Below are 18,369 nucleotides of genomic sequence, written 5' to 3'. Positions count from 1 at the left end.
GGTCAGAGCCTATTTTTGGATTCCGACTTACTCTTACGCTTACTCCTAACGGTCCGATCAGCCCTCAGATGAAAGAATCGCCCCACACCTGGGTTGGTGTGGGGCGCGTGAAGGTGGTCAGGCTGCGTCCGTGGCTGCGTACTCGGCGAGCTCCATCAGGATTTCCATCTCGGCGTTGGCGGTGCGGGCGTCGATCCGGCCGGCGTTGAACTCGGCCACGAGTTCCTGCTGGGCTTTGGTGATCTGGTTGGCGTTCATGTCGGGCCTTTCGGTCGGTGTTCCTTGCTTGTGTCTCAAGTGTAGCACGCTTCCCCTGCTGGATGCAACACGTAGCTGGGGAAACTTGCTACACTCGACGCATGGGCATTGAATACCAACTCACCGCCAACCGTGCTCGCCGAGCTGCCGCACACACCGAGACCCTCGACGCCGCCACCGAGATGGAGACACTCGTACGGGCCGCATTCGACGCGGGGCTGACCGGCCCACAGATCGCCGGCCTCACCGGCGTCTCCAAGCGCCGCACCTACCAAATCCGCGACGGGGTGCGCTGACACCAGCCCCCGCAACGACGAAAAGAGCCCCGACGGCTTAGACCCCTGCCGAAGTGCCAGCTTCGACAGGGGTCGCCGTCGTATTGCGTCTCCAATTCTACCGTGCCCAAACGGGATTCCCGCCATATAACACCCTGGAATCTTCGCGTTATGGGCGGGTCATGCGGCCATCGCGACCGCCGCGACCCGACGCGTCAGCCACGCCTCATGCGCTTCGTGTCCCGCGACCGTCATATGCAGATTGTCGGTCGAGAGGTAGAGGTCGGCTGTGCCGTCACCCGTGGGCGATCCGGCGTACCCGGTGCCGTAGGTGACGGCATCGGTGCGCAGATCGAGCACCGCATCCACGCTGGCATTGGCCTGCGCCGCCGAGATGATCCACGAATTGAGCGTGTTGTAGGTGGAGCCGAGCCCGGATTCGACACCGACGACGATCAGCGTGGCGGTCGGGTATGCGGTCTTGGCTGCTGTCCATGCGGCGTTCGCGGCAGACTGCACGTCCGATTGTGACTGGCCTTGGTCGTTGGCGGTGCCGAAGAAGATGATGACATCCAGATTGCCGATTGCGGCGAGCGCGTTCTTCCGCTCGGTCGAGTTGTATGGGGTGGTGGCATCGCTTGCGGCGACCGCCTTGTACCCACTGGATGCGATGCCGAGGTTGTAGACATCCCAGCCGGTGCGGTGCGCGAACCGCTGCGCGAAACCGCCAGCAAAAACATTCGATGGGGAGGCGCCCTGCACGTAGGAGTCGCCCACAACCGCGCACCGCACCCGCTTGGCCGGTGCTGGTGCGGTGAAAATGCCAGACGGAGCACCAAGGCCGACGAAGCTTTGATTGCCCGAGAACACTACCTTGAGTGTGCGTGTGCGTGCCGTCGCAAACACAATCTCCACCTGCTGCACGCCAGCGGTCGTGAACACAATGTCGGCAGGCTGTAGCTTCTGCCCGTCCACGAAGATCATCATGTCCGATGTAGCGACCGTGGTATAGAGCCAGATGCGCACCGTCTGCGCCGAGGCGACCGTCTCGATAGCGTACGGCGTCGAAGACAGTGTGGTGGTTGATACTCCGGTGATGGAGTTGCGGCAGCCTTGATTGGCATCGCCGGCCACCGATTGCGTGAGGGTGCATCCCACCGGACGGTACGCGTTCGCCGCGTCCCACCGCTTGAACACTGCGGAGCTGGTGGTGGTGGTCGATTGCGTGACCGACGTGATGTCCGAGGCTGGATAGATGCCCCGATTCTGCGCCATCAGCGACCCAAGTAGAGGCTGCTTCGGGGTCGCCCAGATGCCATCGCCACGGTAGAAGTGCTTCGCCGTGGGGGTTACGCCGGACGGGTACAGCTTCGCCGGGGTCACCGCGCTGTCGGCTATCTTCGCGTTCTGCACCGACCCATTCGCCAGCTTGACGGCAGTGACCGAGTTGTCTGTCGGGGTGCGCTGATCCGAGAGCCGGGGATCATTGCCTGCCGCTGCCGTGGAGCCGGTCGTGCCGATCCCGAGGGTCGACGTGCCTGCCCCGATGGCGGCACGCGCCGCTGCCGCGTCGGCAGCCTTGACCACCGCCTTACCCACCGTGGTTGCATCGGTCAGCCCCTCGACGGTGGTCGTCCCCGCCGATCCGATCGGGGCATAATTGGTCGCAGCATCCGCTTGCGTGAGGAACGTATCGGAGCCCACTGGACGCCACTCAGTGCCGTTCCAACGCTTCAGTGTGGACATGGATCAAACCTCCAGAGTTAGTTGCTCAAACGGTGGGCGTGTATCTGCCTGGCCGATCTCATCTGCGGTCTTACTGCTGAACCTCAGATCCCACGCGGTGTTGCCGGACTCGCGTTCGGCGGTTCGGATTCGGTGGCAGTTGGAGCACACCACTTCGCACTTGGCGATCTCCGCCCACACCTTTGTCATGGGGTAATTCCCGGTGACGAGCTGGGAGACGATGTACTCCTTGCCGCTGCCGGGGAGATGGTCGAAGTCGAGTGCGCGCGGGTGTTTGTTCCAACCACAGTCGGCGCATCCACGCGCCGACTTGTACTCGTCGATCTCGCGGCGTCGGTCTTCGTAACGCTTGCGCATCTGTGCGCGCGTGCACTGGCGGCACTTCAGTCGACGCTTCGGTCGGTGTCGACCCTTCTGCACGCCGTCGGCGTAGAACTCGGACTCGGGTTTCGTCTCCCCACATTTCACGCAGCAACGCCAGGACTTACCATTGGACATGTCGAACCTCTCATACAGGTTTGGCCGCGCCTCGGGGGTGTTACCAGCACCCGCCGAGGTCCATACTTTCATGGTCGATTTTACCAGTTCAGGGCATGTTTTTGGGGTCATGCGGACGTGTCCAGCCAGAGGTCCCCGACGGCTGGGGATGATGGAGCGGTAGACCCTTCGGGGATCTGCGAGTACCGCGCGTCGCCGACCTCTGTCACCCGCGCGTCCACCGCGGCACGAGTCGCACCCGACGACGCGACGTAGCCGGCGACTGTCGCGTTGTCGGTCGGCGTGATGCCCTGCGCATCAAGCCACGCATCCACCGCGGCAGTCAATGACGTGACCGGGGATCCATTCGGGATGCCGAGGGTGATCAGGTCTTGGAGTGCGCCACCTTCGTCGGGGACGTCGAACTGGATGGATGGAGTGCGGACGCCGTGCAGCTCCCAGGGTCCGGGCTCGAGGTCGATGGTGTGCTCGACGCCGACCGTGTAGTTGGTGTAGGCGGTGCGCTTGTAGATGACTGATCCGTCGGCGCCGACAAACTCGGTGCGTGGCCGGAATCCGAGACGCTTGGATTGTACGGCTGTGGCGCCGAGGAATCCGTCGTCGATGGTGAAGCTGATTTCTGCCATTGCCTGCCCCCTTTCGGGCATGAGGAACACCCCCGACGTCTGCCGAGGGTGGAGGGTTATTCAGTTGTCACACTTGAGGTTCGACCAGGGTGTACCCGAGAGATGCGAGAGCATCTGCCACAGGCAGTGGGCCGTCACACACCAGCAATGGCGTCATACCATTCGCCGGATCGCCATCGGAGTCGAGCACGACCGCGTCCCCATCGCACAGGAAAACCTCAGTATTCTTCGGCTGATGGGTGATCGACACAGGACCGGGGGCCAGGCCAAGCGCTGCCAGCGCACCCGCCATGATCTGAAGATTCGCCAGCTCGCCCAGCACCTCCAGGCGTGGATAGGTGACCAGGAGGTACTTCCCATCCGAGCATTGATAGTGGTTGGTGACCGGACAGAACTGGGAAAGATTCTCGGCCAAAAGAGTTGCGGTTTCGGTCATCTCGTCCTCACTTGTAGAACAGCCAGCAGACACCGGAAGCACCCGCGCCACCCGCGCCACCCGCGCCACCACCGCCACCACCGCCGCCACCGCCGCCGGGATATCCGCCAGCCTTCCCGCTATCGCCGGTACCGCCCGTGATGTAGAAGCCACCACCATCACCGCCACCGCCGCCCGACCCTCCGGCCTTGGGGAAGCTCGCAGCCGACCGCGCGTTACCGGCAGCATTGCCCGCAGCGGGTGCCGTCAACGCTGTCTCGTACGGCGTGCCAGCAGCACCGCCGCCGCCATCATCAGACGACTCCCCAGGCTGCCCCGATCCGCCACCACTACCAGGGTCGGGAGCTAAATTATTACTCGCCGCTCCACCACCACCACCACCAGACGGGCCGGACGACACTGGAGCCATTGCCATACCGCCCGCAGACGGTGTGCCACCGGACATTCCAGCACCCACCTCCGCGAGCACCGCCCCCGTATGTGGAGACACATTGCCTGCACGCACGATTGTGTGTCCGCCCGCTGTGCCGACCGTAATATCCAAAGTCGAGTGCGCGGTCGGATCGAGCTGGAGTACGGTGTGCCCACCTCCACGGCCACCGTTTCCGCCGTTGTATCCAGATCTAGCAGCGCCGTTCTCGCCGCCGCCAATGATCGAGACCGAGAGTTCCGTCAAGCCTGATGGCACCGACCATCCCGCAGTAGTAGACGTGATCGTGGTGACCGTATAGCCGTTGAGCACAGCATCTTTGACAGCCTCGATCGTGGTTTGCACCTCGGCCGGATCACCCGTAGCGCCAGACCCGAACCAGCCATTGAAGATGGCATTCGAAATCGATTGCGCCACATGCCCTATACCCGTGAAGAATCCTGCCGGGTCAGCCCCGATCGACTCGCCTTGCGACCATGCCTTCCAATTGTCGAAGAACCCCGTCACATCCTCAACAGCCGCCCCCAACCCACCCCCCGCACCCGTGATGATCTCAATGAACCGGCGCAACGGAGCAAACAACAACGAAATGAACTGCAACACAGGATCATCCCCGTCATAGTCGCCATTCATCGCATCCCACAACTCGACAAACTTGCCCACCACAGGCAGATCCGAAATCACATCATGCGCGAGATCCAACAAATCATCCGGACCCTTGATATCTGCCGGATCAGCCTGCGCCACAGCCGACTGCGCCTGCGCCACAGCCGACACCAACCACCCCAACGGGCCATCCACATCCGACGCCGCACCCGAAGACTCCCCCGACATGAACGCCGGGAACCGTGACGCCATCGACACACGAGCCGTCTCCGCCGTGTGATCCTGCAACACAGTCCCAAGATCTTCAGGCTTGTACACACCGACCGGAAGATTGTCCGGATCGTACGACCCGATCGGCAAAGTCACAGCGCCACCCCCTCGATCATCCGGGCCAGCCGAACCGCGTGACCGCCGCTGACATATCTGCGCATGTGCGCATCGCCCTGCAGGTAGCCGAGCGCATACCCTCCGGCCGCCGACAAATCCGGCCAACGCCATGGCTGCCACCACGCCTGCGCGCGCATCTGCGTCACACGCTCGAAGATGTCGAGCGCCCAATCCTGCCCGTCCTCGAAGCTGCGCAGCGACATCCACTCCGTCAGGTCCGCGATGCTGCGCAGCGGGCAGCCGTCGGGCAGGTCCGCGATCGGATCACCCGGCGCCCAGACCGACAGGCGCGGTCTCGGCGTCGACAGCGGGCCCGCAATCCCCGACCGACCGCCATGGCGCTCCTGGTGCGGATCACCCATCGTCGCCACCGCCCGCACATCCAAGTCGTGTGCGGCGGGCAGGATGTCGCGGGCGAACCGCACCGCAGCAGAACCACCCTGCGAGTAGCCCGAGACGATGCACGGCAGATCGGACGCCCGCACCGCATCACGCAAAGCCTTCATCCCGGCGCGCACCGACTCCGCATACGACGGATCACCGATGCCAGTCGCGGGGCCGTACGTCGCCGGGTACTCGACATACCGGAAGCGCACCAACTCGGGGTCCAGCGCCCGCCGCAACGCCTCGGACGGCATCGAACCACCACGGCCACACCACGTCCCGTCCAGCCAGCACAACTCCATGCGCGGGCTCATATCAGGTCATCCAATGCGTCAACCTCCGAAGTCACCGCGTCAGCCTGGTCCGGATCGGCAACCCGCAACGTAGGCAGCACATCCCGAACAACCCGCACCAAACGGTGCGCGGCCCGACGAACCTTCGCCGCCGCCGCCCGCTCCGTCTCCGCGAGCTGCTGGTAGTCGATCGCAAGCTTCGAGTCCGCCGCCGCCAGCGATGCCCGCTGCTCCTTCGCCGACGAGAACCGCGTCAACAACCAGATCGTCAACGGCGTCACCGCGACCACCACACCGGCAATCGTGGTGACCGTCGCCGCGTTCACCGCTTCCCAATCTGACGTTCCACCCGCAGCGTCTTCCGGAAGTCCCGGACAGCGAGCAGAAGTGACCACAACGCCAACCCCGCGAACACGAACGGCGCAAACACACCCTTCGCCCAATTCTGGTCAACCACCGCAAGGATGTAGGTCGCAAACACCGTGCCCGCCATCACATTCCCCGACATCTGGATCAGCGCAGACGCATACTGGTCGCGCTCATGCCACAACACCCCGATCAACGTCGTGAGTGGCCCGATGATCGTCAGCGCCAACCACACATCCTGCACGTTGTCCTGCAACGCCACATCCAGTGCGCGCGGAACTTGCGTGCACCACATCTGGATACCGGCCACCAAGATCAGCGGATACACCGTCGACTGATAGATGAACACGGCATCGGAGTCGAGGACGTCCCAGAAGTCGCGGCGCAGAATGGTAGCCGCCCGCACCAGCCGGCGAATCGACGGCGCCATCAGCGGATCACCACCCAACGCGGCGAGCGACATGTCACCGCTCGACGCTCACGGCCGACGCGGTGCCCTTGGTGCCGATACGTTCCGACGCCAACGACGTCAGCAGCGACAGCACACCACCACCGAGCCCGACACCCGCGACCGTCACCCAATCGAGCGACCACACGTTGATCGTGTCACCACCGACCGCAAGCATCGCAGCCTGCGCCGCGCTCTTGACCGCGCGTTCGCCGGCATCCTTCCAGAACGAGACCGAGAACATGGGTCACTTCCCCTTCGCCGCGACCGCGTGCGCCGCGTTGATCCGCAACAGCGTCACAAGATTCACCGGCTGCGTCGGCGGCACATCCACCAACCGCACCGGACCTGCGCCGAAGTCGATCGTGTCGTCGGGCGAGAACGTGAAAGTGCCGGTGACGACCTCGTTTACGATTGCGTCGATCTCGTCCCGCACCCACGGGCCATCCGCGTCGCGGAAGCTCTTGGGCAGGAACTTCGCCAGCCACGCCGGAGCCTTCCTCACGCTCGAGCTGGCCCCGTTCACCTGCGCGGCACCCGACCACACCGTCTTCTGTTCTACATCGTTCAGTGCCATGAGAAACTCCTCCGGGAGTAGAGCGGCACCCATCTGTAGGCACCGGTTGTATCGGTTTCGGCGGTCGTCGAGCCCGTTGGTTCCGCCGTTGATGGCCCGCGTCACGCCGACGAGATCGCGGGCGTCGCACATCGCATTGAGCTGCGGACGTGCGACCGTCCAATACCAGGCCGGACCGACCCAGCAGTACGTGTCATCGCCGAGCGCCACCGGATTGTCGACGAAGAACCGCGGCGTCGGGACGATGCCCTGGTGGTAGGCCCACTGCGACACCGCCGTGTGATTCGCACGACCAGTCACCTGAATCCAGCCGTGACCCTTGAACCGACGCCCGTCACCCGCCTGCGTGTTGCCGAGGTCCGAGCGCCACTCATACGCGCTGCCGTCCGCGATCTCGTTCTGATACTTGAGCCCCACGGACTCGTGGCCGAGCTGCGCCGCGAACATCGCCGCGCGATCTGGCGTCGTGATGTTCGCCCACTGCATCGCCTTGAGATACGCGGGCAGGAGTTGTTCGTATCGGGCATGGGTGAGTGTCCAGCCCATTGCATCACCGAGCGTTGTCGCGTCCATTATGACGGCCCCGCCAACTGTGCGAACCCCGACCACACGTCGCGCTGCTGCGCGGCGGTGAGGCCAGGCAAGAATGTGTCCTTCTCGACCGACCCGACCGGGCACGCCGTGTACCCCTTACCCGCCACACATGTCGCCGACTTGTCGACCTTCTGCCAGTAGACATTCGGCGAGAACCCCGAATCGATCACCAAGACCTCGCGTCGCGCCCGGTTGTAGCCCGCAATGAACCGGTAGTGATACACCACCCCGCCCGAGTATCGGACATTCTCGCCGCGTGCCCCGCGCGGATAGTTCGACGGCGGCACCATCACGTTGTCGACGACACCGAACCCTGCGTTGATCGAGCGGCAGATGTCGTCGAAGTACAGGTCCGTCGCCGCCTTCGACGCCGGATCGGCGATCGTGCGCACCACATACCCCGGAGCGCCGAGCCGGCGGTTCAGGTAGTTCGCTATCAGCCCGACATGATTGGTGCCGTTCTCTGTTGTGCCGAGTGCGGCTGCGATGTCGCGCTCCGACATGCGGATACCCCGCACAATGAGCGCCTGCTGGGTCGACGCCGGACCGCACCAGTAGTAGGTGTCTTGCGACACCGCTGGGAAACTGCCGTCATACGGGAGCGTGACGTCACCTTGCATCACCGCACCTCCTTGATGTCGAGAGAATGACAGCCGCGATCGGGTGCGGCGTGGGATCATGCGTAGATGAAACGTGCGGCCATAGTCCTGCTCGCTACCTTCGCCACCCTCGTCGTCGCGGGCTGCTCAAACGACGGCGACAACACCACGCCGACCACGGTCACCATCACAAGCCCGGGACAGTCACCACCCCGCACCGACAGCAAACCCGAAACCAACCAGTGGGTCCGCGAATCCGGCGTGTGGCGCTTCACCTGCTAACCCACAACCCCCATGCGGTCCTTCGGGATACGCTTCGGCCGCTTCGGAGCTTTCCGCACGCGCGGTGTCTCCTGTGGCGTCGAGAGGTCAATCGGATCAGGCACCTCCGTCGACCCCTCCCGCAGCCGCTCCAACATCACACCCGGAAGTGTGATCTCCGTAGCCTTCTCGTCGGTCTGCCGAACACCGCAATCATCCAACAACTCGGCAATCTGACGGACCGCCGGCATTGAGATCGGATACTGATGCGTGTACATAGCGAAAGCCACAGCCTTCGCCAACACATCCACCCGATCAGACTTATCTTTGTCACTCATCCGATTCCGATCTCCTGAAGCGCGCCCATCGCTGTGCTGATGAGTCCGATAGCCTTCTCCATAGGGTCCTGTTTCGCGCGGCGGTCACCGAACTTTGCATTCCACACCGCCGAATCTGACCCACCAAGCGGTAGCGACAATTCACGACACCGGCACACAAACACCCGAGCACCAAGGTATTTCGCCGTCGCACCAACCCGATCACCTAGCCACCAGTGTCCCTGGCCGTTGTCGCCGATCTGCCACGGAGCACCCGACGTCACCGAGAATGAGAAAGATGTATCTGGGTCGGTCTCTCGGCGACGTTTCCGCAGATCCACAAGCGCCGCAGGGGTATACGACTGCGTGACACCAGAGGCGGCCGTTTCCAACCAGTGCCCCCACCCTTGTTCCGCGGCACGCAACAGTAGGGGGACTGACATGTGCGCAAGTGTGGAATCCCGAAGGATTGGGCCAGTGAAAGCCCAGAGGATATTGCCCAGGCTGCCCACGTTGATGTTCACGCCGACGCCGACGCCGATCACGGCACCGAGGTTGTCCCCCAGCACATCTCCGGCGTATCCGATCACGGCCTCGTACAGCTCGTTGACGCCCGGCATGGACTTTCCGCCCGCCGTGATTCGACACGGCCCGCCCGCACCGCGCGACAGGTCAAAGTCGGTCATTCCGGTGATCTGTCCGTCTCGATACACCGCATACGGGCGTGGTGGCTGTGACGACAGGAATCCCGGCAGGCGGTAGCCCTCGACGTCTACCGGATCGCCGGTCAGCAGGTCGTAGGAGTCCTCAACGTAGTCCGAGGTGACGTTCGCGATGGCACGCGCCATACCCGTAGCAAGGTTCCCGGCGATCGATGTGCCCGACCTCCACCCCGACTTGTCCACAATGTCAACGAACAGGGTTCCGTTGCGCCACGACGTCCCAGCACCCGGAAACGGTTCAGGGTCACCAGTTTTGAATCGTCGAGGAACAACCATCAGCTCCGCATCCTCAAGGATCGGAGCCATCACCTCCAGCCACGACTGCTTGATCGTGCCGGTGATGAGTGTCGGCGGTGCGACCGATGACGTGAGTGGCCGCGGGATAGGGATGATCTGCGCCTGAGCCCACAACCCGCCAGTCCACGTAGACGAGTCGAGGATGTCCAAGTTCATGTTGAAATTGGTGCCCTGGTTGCGGAGCACGTTCACTCCAAGAGATGCCAACCCGCCCCAGTCGGCCGGCGCAACCAAAAACTGCACCTTCGGCAACTGGATCAGCGACACCGGTAGGAACGGAGCCGCCGCCATGTGCACATGCTTGAGTTCCTGCATGTCGTCAAGGAACTCCAGGACGACACGATCGCCGTCCTTCGTTGACCGCTGGAGCCGCACACCGGTTTTCGGGTCAGTGCGCCCACCGACACGTGCCCCATCCTTCTCCACAATGACGTGGATGTTGGAAGTGTCACGGTCCTCTTTGTTGAGTGCCCAATGCGCGAGGAACGTTGAGCGGTGATCCTCCATCTCGGAAGCCCACCGGTCGAAGTCATCGATGTCGTCACCAGTGAACGGCGTGAGTTTCGACTGCGCTATCGGCAACTCGAACTGGATCGAACCGGTATCGTTCTCTTTCAGATTCATCGAACCGGCGAGCCGCGCATGAGCCGTACCACGAAAATTCCAGTCACCGTCATACAACTCGACGCGCGCAGGGCGAGCGATGCGTGAGATGCGGGTTTCCCGAATCTCCTGCGCCCACTGGTCGAAGTCGTCTATGTCGTCACCAGTGAACGCGACGATGACGCCGGCCAACCTACTCGCCGCCCATTTCTGCGGACCAGAATCGGCGCAACCGTAACTTCACCTGGGCACCCGCCGGTCCGTCGATGATCACCGGTAGCATCACCGGATCGTCTTCTGACGCGGTGTATTCCGGTATCCAGTACAGAGGTTCGACCGCCCCCATCTGTCCGTCGAAGTTTGACAGGTCGCTGGCAACGTAGGGGTCCATCATCGGGTGCGCCATTACCGACACAAACTGTTCGGTCGGCTCCAACGTGATCATGCGGTCAGCGTGGTCTCCGGGCTGCCAGTTCCCCGTTTGGTCGATCTCCTGCTCGTTGCCGAAACTGAAGTCCGGCAACGACACCTGGCACTCTCCGCCATTCGGTTTGATCGACCAGATCGGCCACGCAGGCCGGTCTGTCGGATTCCATGCCGGCACCCACACCGTGTTTTCACCCGCAGATGGATTGGTGGCGATCACCTGGTGCGGCTCCGACTCGTAGTCCGGGTTCAGTGCGACCGCCTCAACTGTGGCAAGCGCATAGTTGTCTATGTTCCAGTCCCGCTTGGGGTTCACCTTGATCGACTTGGACCGCTTACACTTCAGCCACCGCAGACCAGAGTATTCGGTTTCGTAGTGCCACTCGAATGTTCTGCGCCACAACAGACGGCGCAGCCTCGATATGGTGGCCTCGATACCGTCGCCCATGTCGTAGCAGTTGAACGGCAACGTCAGGGTACGGACGGGTGTTTCCTCGCCGCCGTCGAACCCGCCCGGCATCCCGGCCACATCAATCGTTTTCAACTCGACCTCGGTGTCGAACATGCCGTCAGGGTCTTCGTTGAGCTTGATGCCCTCCCACTCGGAGCGGTCACCACCGGACACAAGTACCGACTCATCCTCAGTCACCAGACTGATCCGAGCACGCCCATTCCAGCCCATGTCACCATCCCGCCATCGCGGCGCGTTGCCGCGACTTCTCGATTTTCTGCGCCCGCTCCACGTTCCGGTCGTCGCCCACGTTGTAGGTTGCGCCGCGTGGCAACCGCGCCAGTACTTGCATCAACTGATCCAGCTTCGCGACGATCTGGTCGCTGCCGGCTCCCTGGAAGTTGCTGCGCACCATTTGCTCGAACGCTTCAGTCTGCCGCGGCGACAACACCCGCTCCGGCGTGAGGACGTTCTTGGCCATCAAGCCGGTACCGACACCAACACCGCCAGAGTCGTACCAGTTGTTCGCTTCCCAGTGTGCGCGGGCACCCATCGGGGTTTGGTAGCGGTCACCCACATAGTGGTCGTATGCGGTGCCCTGAACCTTCGGATCGGGCGACGAATCCGGCAGGTACTTGTCCTTCGTGGCCCCGAGGAACTGGGGTAGACCGAACGCCCCCGACGACGGGTTTACCGCAGTCGGATTCCAGTTCGACTCCTTCGTGATGATCCAATCGGTATCGGTCCACGGCTGCCCTTGCTGCCATGCTTCCCGCAGCCCAGACTTGAACGCATCCTTGATCGAATTGCCTGTGAGGTTCGCCGTTCGCCCACCGCCGTCCGGGTCGCCGCGGCGGCCCGCCGAGTTCGTGCCCGGATCGTTGGGGTGGTACTGCTCAGTCGTAACAGTCGACGGGTTGTAGCGGTCCTGCGGCGAATAGATCGCCTGCGACCGGTCATATTCGGCCTTCGCCACCGCGTCGTCGTTGTTGTAGCGGGTCCGCATCCCCCTGATGTCCGCGTCGTACCTCGACTGCAGCGCACCAAGTCTGCGCTGGTACTCGTCAGGCGAGATCGACTTCGCATCCCGCAAACTCTCCAGCGACCGCTTCTCACGCTCGAACTGCACCTCACGCGCGAACTGGTCAGCCTGCAACCCCTGGCTACGCTTCAGCTGCTCATTCTCGTACCGCTGCTTACCCGACAGACTCGACACCGAATCCTGGTTCACCTGCCCGTACTTCTGGCCCGTCCGGATCACCGCGTTCTCGTAGTCGTGACGGTGGCCGAGCTCGTCGGACTCATACTGGTTCTTCAACGCCAGCAGCCGATTATCCTTCTCAGCCGACGAGATCAGCTGAGACTGGTAGTCGCGGTCGATCGCCGACTTCGCAGCGTCATAGTCAGCCTTGCGTTGCTGCTCAGCAGCCTTGAAGTCCTCGTCGAGCTTCTTCTTCTCGGCGTCGTAGTTTTTCTTCGCGTCCTCGCTGTGCTTCCGCTCGTACTCGGTGATCGCCGCCAGCCAGCCTGGCTGGTCGTTGAGCGACAGCACACTGAACACGTCAGACAACTGGCCGGTGATGAACGCGCCCACCGCCGACCCCACCCGACCGGAGATGCTGGTATCGCCAGAACTGTTGGAGTCCTGCGAGATCGGGTCGAAGTTGTAGCCACCGCCGTAGGCGGCGTCGGGATTGTTCTGGCTGTTGTTCCCGCCGGCCGGCGAATCGTTGTTGCCGCCGCCGTTGTAGCGGTCCTCGTCCTTCACGTCGATGTAGGCACGGTTCGTGAACTGCGAGTCGTTCGCGCCGACGCTTCCGCCAAGCATGCCGCCGCCGTTACCGCCACCCATCTCGACATTCGCGCCATCCGGCAGAGTGCCCGCGGCATGGCCGTCCTCGCCGCCGCGGTGATACCACCCAAAGTTCATGGCACCCGTCTTCGTGCCCGACTTCGCGCCCAGCTTCGCAAGGTAGTCGCCCATGTTTGCGGTCGAGAAGCGACCACCAAACGGCGGAAGCCCCGCCGCCAACCGAGCAAAGGCCGATTGGGCACCCGTACAGTCGCCCCAGTTGACGCCACCGCGCACGTAGGGAGCGCCAGTCAGCGGCCGCGACGCACCTTGCCCTTCGGCGAGCGCTCGGAGTTGCGCCCCGGTCACGATGCCACCATCGGCGAACCGCCGGACACCGTCAATCTTGCTGGCCTTCAGCAGCTTCGACAGCGCACCGCCGGCGACACCACCTATCAGCCCGGACAGCGTGTCAGGCAGAGCGCCTTGTGGAAGCAACTGGTAGCCGAACATCGACGCGACCGCGGCGAGGATGTCGGTGGATCGGCCACGCTTACCCGTCGCGAGGGGAATGTATGCTTCCCCGCCCGTCGACTCTTCCGCGAACACCGTGCCGTCACCGCGGCCGGCGTAAATGTCTGCGCGCGTCGGCTTCTGCATGAACCGCAAACCGGCGCCGTTGGCGTACGCTTCCAGGTCGGAGATGCCGCCTGCCGCGTAGCGCACGATCGCACCATCCGCGCGACCGCCCGGTTGGCGGCGACCACTCGAATCCCTGGCCTGACCAACCGCATTCGCGCCATTGATCGCGACAATCTCGGCATAGCGAGGCTTGGCTGCGTTATCCAGAGCGTTGTTGACGAGCTGGATCTTCTGCATGATCGCCTGAATCGCCATGTCCACCTTGGGATTGGCGGTCTTCTTCGACAGCGTTTCCAACTCTTGGATGGACACCTGCTTGCCCTGCAACAGCTTGTCGATGACCAGCGCAGCCTCCGGAGATACCGCGGTCTTGTCGAGCCCCTGCAGTTCGGCGCGCACCTGTGCGTTACCTGCATTGAACTGTGTTGTGTTCAGGTCGATGTTCGGGTTCGCCTTGAGTGCGTTCAGGACGTTCACGTTCTGCGTGATGAGCAGCAGCTTGGCGCGCGCCGCATCGTCGTTCGCGGTGATCGTCACCATGCCATTGACTGGCTGGGACACCTTGACCCCGAACCGCTCCAACTGGGCGCGGGTCTCGCGGGACACCTGTGACTCCTCGACTGTGATCTCACGCTTGTCGGGCGTCTCGTTCCACACCTGCGAGATCGCCGCCAACTGCTGGATCACCTCAGGCGCACCCTTGAGTGCCACCACAATCTCGACGTCATCGAGCCCGAGTTTCGCTGCAGCCGCACGGATCTGCTCAGCAGTCAGGCCGTACTGGGTCGCAAGCTGCACAAGCGCCTGCTGATTGAGTCGGTTACGCTCCCCCATGTCCGCGCCCTTGGCTGCGGCCTCCTGAGTGGCATCCACCAACTCCATCAACGACTTACGCAGATTCTGACCATTCTCCGTGGATGTGTTGATGCCGAGTTGCGCATCGAGCAGCGCCACACCGAATCCCTTGGTCTTGTCGATCGCCTGCTGGGTCGATTCCGCGATTCGCTGGAGCGTCTCGTTGTGCCGCGCGATCGCATCACCCTTGGTGCGCGCCGGATTCAACGCATCCAACGCCGCCTTGAGCGCGTTCGATTTGTCCGCCGCGGTGGCGGATTTGTCGCCCATGATCCGCATGGCCTCGCCAAGCTCGGTCACGCCAGGCGTCACGCGCGCTGCAAGATCGCGCTGCTGCTGGTAGGCATCCCGCAGCTTTTTCAGATCGCCAGCGGCCTTCGCGCCACCCTCACCTGTCTGTGACAGACGCATAGCGAGGCTTCCGAACTGCGAGTCCGACCCGTAGACCGATCTCGCCAGTTGATCATTCGTCAGCTTCAGCTCAGAGATCGCCTTGTTGGCGGCCATCGCCTGGTTCGCGGCCTGGTTTTGGCCGTCGTTGGTATGCATCGCCAGCTTGAACAGGCCGCCCAGCTCTTTGGTCTGCTCCCACGTCGACTTGTGGGTGTCCGCGGTGGCCACGAGGGTCTGTCGGTAGGCGGAGAGCTGTTCGCCTGCCTTCGCCCAAGTGTCGTCCGTCATGTTGCCGCGCGACTGCTGCAGCGCCGCACCCAGTTCCACCTCAGACTGAGCCAGATCCTGCACAGCCTTCGACTGCGCACGCGCCTTCTGCGTGTTGTCCGCGTGCGCCGACGCCGCCAACCCGAGATAGGCGATTGCGGCGGTGATGGCCAATCCCCACGGGCCACCGAATACTCCCGCGACGTTCGAGCCGGCCTGACGAAGGCCTGTCAGCGCGGCCGACAAGGTTCCGGCGGTGCGACCGAACTGGGTCGCACTAGACGCTGCGGTCAGGAACGATGTCTGCATCTGCGCAATGATCGGCACTCGTTGCCCGATCATCGCGATCTGAGATCCGAATCGGCCCATCTGCACCGCACCGAATCGTCCTGCTTGCACAACGGCGTTGTTGGCCGTCACCAGTGCCATCATTCGGGACGTGGTGGTTGTGGTGGTGGTTCCGAGCGCGGCGACCGAACCGGTCACCCGACCCATGAGCGCGGGTACCGTCTTGAACAGCAGCCAACCGGCGACCGCAGCTGTCACGATCCCCTGATGACTCTGCATGAGACCAGCGGTCGTCGCCAGGAGCGGATTCAACGCATTCAGGACGGTAGTCGCCGCCTGCAGAGTAGTGAGCATGATCTGCCAGCCCGAGAACCCGAGCGCGGCAGACGCTTTCGCCAGCGACCCCGAGACCGACGCGAGGGGCTGGATGAGACCTACGGCAGCATCCCGCAGGCCGGAGAACGTGCTTCCTGTGTCAGTTGCCAGCTTTCGCAGCGTGTCACGCAGTCCGGGCTGATTGAACGCCTCACCCATCCGGTCCCCGGCCGACTGCGCCTTCGACACCATCTGGCCGATCGCATCCGACGCCGCATTCGCAGCCGTCGTGAGTGGTCCCTTCACGACGTCATAGAACGCCAGCCCGGCATCCTGGGCGGCATTCTTCAACCGTTCCCACGCGCCGGGGAGCCCCTGCATCTTCGCGGCGGCCACCTCGGCAGCCGAACCGTTTCGCTCCATCGCGGCGCGCATCGCATTGAACCCGCCTGCGCCCTGCTGCGCCGCGATCCCACTGAGCCGCATAGCATCCGACCCGAACAGAGTCGCGGTCGCCGCCTGATACTGCTCAGCCGTCATCCGCTTCGACGCCGCCTGCAACTGGCCAAACATCGACTCCATGCCGACGAACTTGCCGTTCGCGTCGTACACAGTAAGGCCGAGTTCCTTGATGGCCGCCTGCGCTGGCTTGCCCTGGTCAGTGAGCGCCAGTAGCGCCGACTTCAGCAGAGTGCCCGCGTCGGAGCCCTTGATACCGGCGTTTGCAAGCAGGGAGATCGTCGCCGCGGTGTCGGACATCGTCAGGCCAAACTGGTTGGCCACCGTGCCCGACGCCTGGAGCGCATACGCCACATCGGTGATCTCGGCCGACGACGCGTTTGCCGAGTTCGCCAAGATGTCGGCAGCCTTACCCGCGTAGTCAGCGCTCTTGCCGAACGCCTGCAACGCTTGTGACTGGATCGTCGCCGCCTGCGCCGCATCAATCTGTGCGGCCGCCGCGAGCTGCAGTGTGCCGCGCGCCGCGGCCATCGACTGCTCAACCGTGAACCCACCCTTGGCCAGCTCAAGCATCGCGTTCGCCGCATCCACACTCGACGTCGCCGACAAACTATTGTCAGTGCCGAGCTTGCGCGCCTCCGCAGACACCGCGGCAAGCTGCTGCGACGTCGCCCCCGACACCGCCTGCATCGTATTCAACGCAGACGTGAAATCCATCCCCGACGTGATCGCCGACTTCATCGCCGCCGCCACACCCGCGACACCCGCCGTGACACCAACAGCCCCGGCAAGCCCCTTCATCGAAGAAGTGAATGCCGACCCAAACGATCTGCCGGCCGACTGCCCAGCGCGACGCCCCTCACCATCGGCCTGACCCAAAGCACGCCGGATCTGAGCAGGAATACCATCCGTGGATGCCACGATTGAAATGTAGGCAGTAGCCAACTCCGTCAAGGGGTTTCACCTCCATGGCATGACAAAGGCGAGGTTGCGTCTCGCAACCTCGCCTTTGGTTTTGGTAGTGGTAGTTCCTACTTGGCGCGTTCCAAATACAGAATCGCGCGCCGCAATCTTTCGGGATCGTCACGCATCATCCCCAGTGCGCGATTGCATGGCCCGCAGATCATCCCCCTGACGCACCCTCCGCACGTCGTGGATTTCCGAGAAGGGCAACAGGAATGGTCGTGGTCAACATGTAACGAGTCCGGCCTGTCGCCACAAATCTCGCACCCGCGATCCAGCGCCGCGGAATACTCTTCGGGGGTGATCCCATAGCGACGGAATCGGACGGCTTCGGGAGATTCACGGCCACACTTCGGGCACCACTGAGTATCCACCCGCTGCAGCCTGCGGCCAGACTTCACAAGAAGAGAGAACTCATCCCCACACAATCTGCACAAAGCCGATCGTGGGCGGTTTCCCAACTCCGTCGCTTTCAGAGTCGCCGACCTTCGCAGTCTAAGCTTGGGCGCTGACCCATCGCTGCGGCGGCGAGATGTCGAATCCAACTGCTGACAGTTTGTCGAGCAGTGTTTGCGCCGTCCAGACCCCTTCTCGACGTCCTTGCCGCAGACAGCGCAGACCCAGTCTTTGGTCCACGTGTCCGGCCGCAGCTCGCCGTGCCTGGACCGCATCATCTGGTGTGAAGCGCAAACGTCGTCAGCGCCTCGTGCGGGTTTGTCGCATGTCGGGTGTATGCAGGTCGGTCGGCACTGGTCCGAGCAGTAGGCCCATTGTCCGGGTCCACGATCGATCGGC

20 protein-coding genes are annotated in these 18,369 nt (G+C 63.2%); 3 read left to right on the top strand and 17 right to left on the bottom strand.

The annotated features are described in order from the left end of the window. Window positions 1–117: 117 nt before the first annotated feature. Window positions 118–258 (bottom strand): hypothetical protein, encoded by a 141-nt coding sequence (locus MKW15_RS21380; RefSeq protein ID WP_240861869.1) that lies wholly within the window; start codon window positions 256–258, stop codon window positions 118–120. Window positions 259–359: 101 nt separating this feature from the next. Here MKW15_RS21380 and MKW15_RS21375 point away from each other — a divergent pair, with 101 nt between their 5' ends. Further along, window positions 360–554, top strand: a complete 195-nt coding sequence (locus MKW15_RS21375) for a hypothetical protein (RefSeq protein WP_240861867.1) — start codon at window positions 360–362, stop codon at window positions 552–554. Window positions 555–713: 159 nt separating this feature from the next. On the opposite strand, the gene MKW15_RS21370 is transcribed toward MKW15_RS21375, so the two are convergent. Further along, entirely contained in the window at window positions 714–1,946 is a 1,233-nt protein-coding gene (locus MKW15_RS21370; RefSeq protein WP_240861864.1) for an SGNH/GDSL hydrolase family protein, read from the bottom strand. 100 nt (window positions 1,947–2,046) lie between these two features. Here MKW15_RS21370 and MKW15_RS21365 point away from each other — a divergent pair, with 100 nt between their 5' ends. Next, complete coding sequence (locus MKW15_RS21365; RefSeq protein ID WP_240861862.1) at window positions 2,047–2,193, top strand: hypothetical protein; 147 nt, start codon at window positions 2,047–2,049, stop codon at window positions 2,191–2,193. Between the two features lie 89 nt (window positions 2,194–2,282). Here MKW15_RS21365 and MKW15_RS21360 read toward each other — a convergent pair whose 3' ends face one another. The 10 genes from MKW15_RS21360 to MKW15_RS21315 all read right to left on the bottom strand — a co-directional run bounded on the left by MKW15_RS21360 (window position 2,283) and on the right by MKW15_RS21315 (window position 8,544). Then, on the bottom strand, window positions 2,283–2,777 hold the full coding sequence (locus tag MKW15_RS21360) for a hypothetical protein (protein WP_240861860.1): 495 nt from the start codon (window positions 2,775–2,777) through the stop codon (window positions 2,283–2,285). A 107-nt stretch (window positions 2,778–2,884) separates the two neighbouring features. Then, window positions 2,885–3,403, bottom strand: coding sequence for a hypothetical protein (locus MKW15_RS21355; RefSeq protein ID WP_240861858.1), 519 nt, complete (start codon window positions 3,401–3,403; stop codon window positions 2,885–2,887). 67 nt (window positions 3,404–3,470) lie between these two features. Continuing rightward, complete coding sequence (locus tag MKW15_RS21350) at window positions 3,471–3,839, bottom strand: DUF7572 family protein (protein ID WP_240861856.1); 369 nt, start codon at window positions 3,837–3,839, stop codon at window positions 3,471–3,473. Window positions 3,840–3,846: 7 nt separating this feature from the next. Next, window positions 3,847–5,241, bottom strand: coding sequence for a glycine-rich domain-containing protein (locus tag MKW15_RS21345; RefSeq protein WP_240861879.1), 1,395 nt, complete (start codon window positions 5,239–5,241; stop codon window positions 3,847–3,849). After that, the gene (locus MKW15_RS21340; RefSeq protein ID WP_240861854.1) at window positions 5,238–5,960 is read right to left on the bottom strand and encodes a cutinase family protein; all 723 of its coding nucleotides are present in this window, start codon (window positions 5,958–5,960) and stop codon (window positions 5,238–5,240) included. The genes MKW15_RS21345 and MKW15_RS21340 overlap by 4 nt, the downstream gene beginning before the upstream one ends. Continuing rightward, window positions 5,957–6,265 (bottom strand): hypothetical protein, encoded by a 309-nt coding sequence (locus MKW15_RS21335; protein WP_240861852.1) that lies wholly within the window; start codon window positions 6,263–6,265, stop codon window positions 5,957–5,959. The genes MKW15_RS21340 and MKW15_RS21335 overlap by 4 nt, the downstream gene beginning before the upstream one ends. Continuing rightward, complete coding sequence (locus MKW15_RS21330) at window positions 6,262–6,768, bottom strand: hypothetical protein (RefSeq protein WP_240861850.1); 507 nt, start codon at window positions 6,766–6,768, stop codon at window positions 6,262–6,264. The genes MKW15_RS21335 and MKW15_RS21330 overlap by 4 nt, the downstream gene beginning before the upstream one ends. A gap of 1 nt (window position 6,769) precedes the next feature. Beyond that, on the bottom strand, window positions 6,770–6,997 hold the full coding sequence (locus MKW15_RS21325; protein ID WP_240861848.1) for a holin: 228 nt from the start codon (window positions 6,995–6,997) through the stop codon (window positions 6,770–6,772). Between the two features lie 3 nt (window positions 6,998–7,000). Beyond that, the gene (locus MKW15_RS21320; protein WP_240861846.1) at window positions 7,001–7,876 is read right to left on the bottom strand and encodes a glycoside hydrolase family 19 protein; all 876 of its coding nucleotides are present in this window, start codon (window positions 7,874–7,876) and stop codon (window positions 7,001–7,003) included. Window positions 7,877–7,902: 26 nt separating this feature from the next. Then, window positions 7,903–8,544 (bottom strand): C39 family peptidase, encoded by a 642-nt coding sequence (locus tag MKW15_RS21315; RefSeq protein WP_240861877.1) that lies wholly within the window; start codon window positions 8,542–8,544, stop codon window positions 7,903–7,905. 66 nt (window positions 8,545–8,610) lie between these two features. On the opposite strand from MKW15_RS21315, the gene MKW15_RS21310 reads away from it, so the two are divergent. Beyond that, window positions 8,611–8,805 (top strand): hypothetical protein, encoded by a 195-nt coding sequence (locus tag MKW15_RS21310; RefSeq protein WP_240861844.1) that lies wholly within the window; start codon window positions 8,611–8,613, stop codon window positions 8,803–8,805. On the opposite strand, the gene MKW15_RS21305 is transcribed toward MKW15_RS21310, so the two are convergent. From MKW15_RS21305 to MKW15_RS21285, 5 genes are all read right to left on the bottom strand, one after another. Continuing rightward, on the bottom strand, window positions 8,802–9,122 hold the full coding sequence (locus MKW15_RS21305) for a hypothetical protein (protein WP_240861842.1): 321 nt from the start codon (window positions 9,120–9,122) through the stop codon (window positions 8,802–8,804). The two genes, MKW15_RS21310 and MKW15_RS21305, sit on opposite strands and share 4 nt — an antisense overlap. After that, window positions 9,119–10,915, bottom strand: coding sequence for a Gp37-like protein (locus MKW15_RS21300; RefSeq protein ID WP_240861840.1), 1,797 nt, complete (start codon window positions 10,913–10,915; stop codon window positions 9,119–9,121). The genes MKW15_RS21305 and MKW15_RS21300 overlap by 4 nt, the downstream gene beginning before the upstream one ends. A gap of 1 nt (window position 10,916) precedes the next feature. After that, a complete protein-coding gene (locus MKW15_RS21295) occupies window positions 10,917–11,831 on the bottom strand; it encodes a hypothetical protein (protein WP_240861839.1) in 915 nt (304 codons plus the stop codon). A gap of 1 nt (window position 11,832) precedes the next feature. After that, window positions 11,833–17,532 carry a phage tail tape measure protein gene (locus MKW15_RS21290; RefSeq protein WP_240861838.1) on the bottom strand — a complete coding sequence of 1,900 codons (5,700 nt, stop codon included), beginning with the start codon at window positions 17,530–17,532 and terminating at the stop codon, window positions 11,833–11,835. 110 nt (window positions 17,533–17,642) lie between these two features. Beyond that, the gene (locus MKW15_RS21285; protein WP_240861875.1) at window positions 17,643–18,245 is read right to left on the bottom strand and encodes an endonuclease VII domain-containing protein; all 603 of its coding nucleotides are present in this window, start codon (window positions 18,243–18,245) and stop codon (window positions 17,643–17,645) included. Between the last annotated feature and the right edge of the window lie 124 nt (window positions 18,246–18,369).

Origin of the sequence: Gordonia gummivorans (assembly GCF_022513585.1) — a bacterium.
Lineage (GTDB): Bacteria > Actinomycetota > Actinomycetes > Mycobacteriales > Mycobacteriaceae > Gordonia.
The sequence above is the reverse complement of the archived record's forward strand: the minus strand, read 5'-3'. Positions and strand labels throughout refer to the sequence as shown.

Excerpts from the sequence above, each read along its gene's own strand:
- MKW15_RS21310 (WP_240861844.1), top strand. The coding sequence starts at position 8,611 with ATGAAACGTGCGGCCATAGTCCTGCTCGCTACCTTCGCCACCCTCGTC.
- MKW15_RS21320 (WP_240861846.1), bottom strand. The coding sequence starts at position 7,876 with ATGGGCTGGACACTCACCCATGCCCGATACGAACAACTCCTGCCCGCG.
- MKW15_RS21315 (WP_240861877.1), bottom strand. The coding sequence starts at position 8,544 with ATGCAAGGTGACGTCACGCTCCCGTATGACGGCAGTTTCCCAGCGGTG.
- MKW15_RS21355 (WP_240861858.1), bottom strand. The coding sequence starts at position 3,403 with ATGGCAGAAATCAGCTTCACCATCGACGACGGATTCCTCGGCGCCACA.
- MKW15_RS21380 (WP_240861869.1), bottom strand. The coding sequence starts at position 258 with ATGAACGCCAACCAGATCACCAAAGCCCAGCAGGAACTCGTGGCCGAG.
- MKW15_RS21375 (WP_240861867.1), top strand. The coding sequence starts at position 360 with ATGGGCATTGAATACCAACTCACCGCCAACCGTGCTCGCCGAGCTGCC.
- MKW15_RS21295 (WP_240861839.1), bottom strand. The coding sequence starts at position 11,831 with ATGGGCTGGAATGGGCGTGCTCGGATCAGTCTGGTGACTGAGGATGAG.
- MKW15_RS21305 (WP_240861842.1), bottom strand. The coding sequence starts at position 9,122 with ATGAGTGACAAAGATAAGTCTGATCGGGTGGATGTGTTGGCGAAGGCT.
- MKW15_RS21325 (WP_240861848.1), bottom strand. The coding sequence starts at position 6,997 with ATGTTCTCGGTCTCGTTCTGGAAGGATGCCGGCGAACGCGCGGTCAAG.
- MKW15_RS21360 (WP_240861860.1), bottom strand. The coding sequence starts at position 2,777 with ATGTCCAATGGTAAGTCCTGGCGTTGCTGCGTGAAATGTGGGGAGACG.
- MKW15_RS21340 (WP_240861854.1), bottom strand. The coding sequence starts at position 5,960 with ATGAGCCCGCGCATGGAGTTGTGCTGGCTGGACGGGACGTGGTGTGGC.
- MKW15_RS21350 (WP_240861856.1), bottom strand. The coding sequence starts at position 3,839 with ATGACCGAAACCGCAACTCTTTTGGCCGAGAATCTTTCCCAGTTCTGT.
- MKW15_RS21330 (WP_240861850.1), bottom strand. The coding sequence starts at position 6,768 with ATGTCGCTCGCCGCGTTGGGTGGTGATCCGCTGATGGCGCCGTCGATT.
- MKW15_RS21285 (WP_240861875.1), bottom strand. The coding sequence starts at position 18,245 with ATGCGGTCCAGGCACGGCGAGCTGCGGCCGGACACGTGGACCAAAGAC.